This window comes from Streptomyces sp. NPDC087263 (assembly GCF_044744645.1).
Classification (GTDB): domain Bacteria; phylum Actinomycetota; class Actinomycetes; order Streptomycetales; family Streptomycetaceae; genus Streptomyces.
Genome location: NZ_JBIUYT010000041.1, coordinates 1 through 1,002, shown reverse-complemented (window position 1 = coordinate 1,002; position 1,002 = coordinate 1). Strand labels below are relative to the sequence as shown.

Genomic DNA, 1,002 nt, shown 5'->3' with positions numbered 1-1,002 from the left:
GACGCTGCACCTAAATGCATTTCGGGGAGAACCAGCTATCACGGAGTTTGATTGGCCTTTCACCCCTAACCACAGGTCATCCCCCAGGTTTTCAACCCTGGTGGGTTCGGTCCTCCACGACCTCTTACAGCCGCTTCAACCTGCCCATGGCTAGATCACTCCGCTTCGGGTCTTGAGCGCGCTACTAAAACGCCCTATTCGGACTCGCTTTCGCTACGGCTTCCCCACACGGGTTAACCTCGCAACACACCGCAAACTCGCAGGCTCATTCTTCAAAAGGCACGCAGTCACGACCCACCAAGTAAACTTGATGAGCGACGCTCCCACGGCTTGTAGGCACACGGTTTCAGGTACTATTTCACTCCGCTCCCGCGGTACTTTTCACCATTCCCTCACGGTACTATCCGCTATCGGTCACCAGGGAATATTTAGGCTTAGCGGGTGGTCCCGCCAGATTCACACGGGATTTCTCGGGCCCCGTGCTACTTGGGTGTTTCTCAAACGAGCCGTTGACGTTTCGACTACGGGGGTCTTACCCTCTACGCCGGACCTTTCGCATGTCCTTCGCCTACATCAACGGTTTCTGACTCGTCTCACGATCGGCAGACCGTGAAAGAGAAATCCCACAACCCCACATACGCAACCCCTGCCGGGTCTCACACGCATATGGTTTAGCCTCATCCAGTTTCGCTCGCCACTACTCCCGGAATCACGGTTGTTTTCTCTTCCTGCGGGTACTGAGATGTTTCACTTCCCCGCGTTCCCTCCACATACCCTATGTGTTCAGGTATGGGTGACAGCCCATGACGACTGCCGGGTTTCCCCATTCGGAAACCCCCGGATCAAAGCCTGGTTGACGACTCCCCGGGGACTATCGTGGCCTCCCACGTCCTTCATCGGTTCCTGGTGCCAAGGCATCCACCGTGCGCCCTTAAAAACTTGGCCACAGATGCTCGCGTCCACTGTGCAGTTCTCAAACAACGACCAACCACCCACCACCCC

1 rRNA gene is annotated in these 1,002 nt (G+C 56.3%); it reads right to left on the bottom strand.

Annotated features, from left to right (window positions below):
• Nucleotides 1-945 (bottom strand): 23S ribosomal RNA (locus ACIPC1_RS40325); the annotation flags it as partial.
• Nucleotides 946-1,002: the final 57 nt, after the last annotated feature.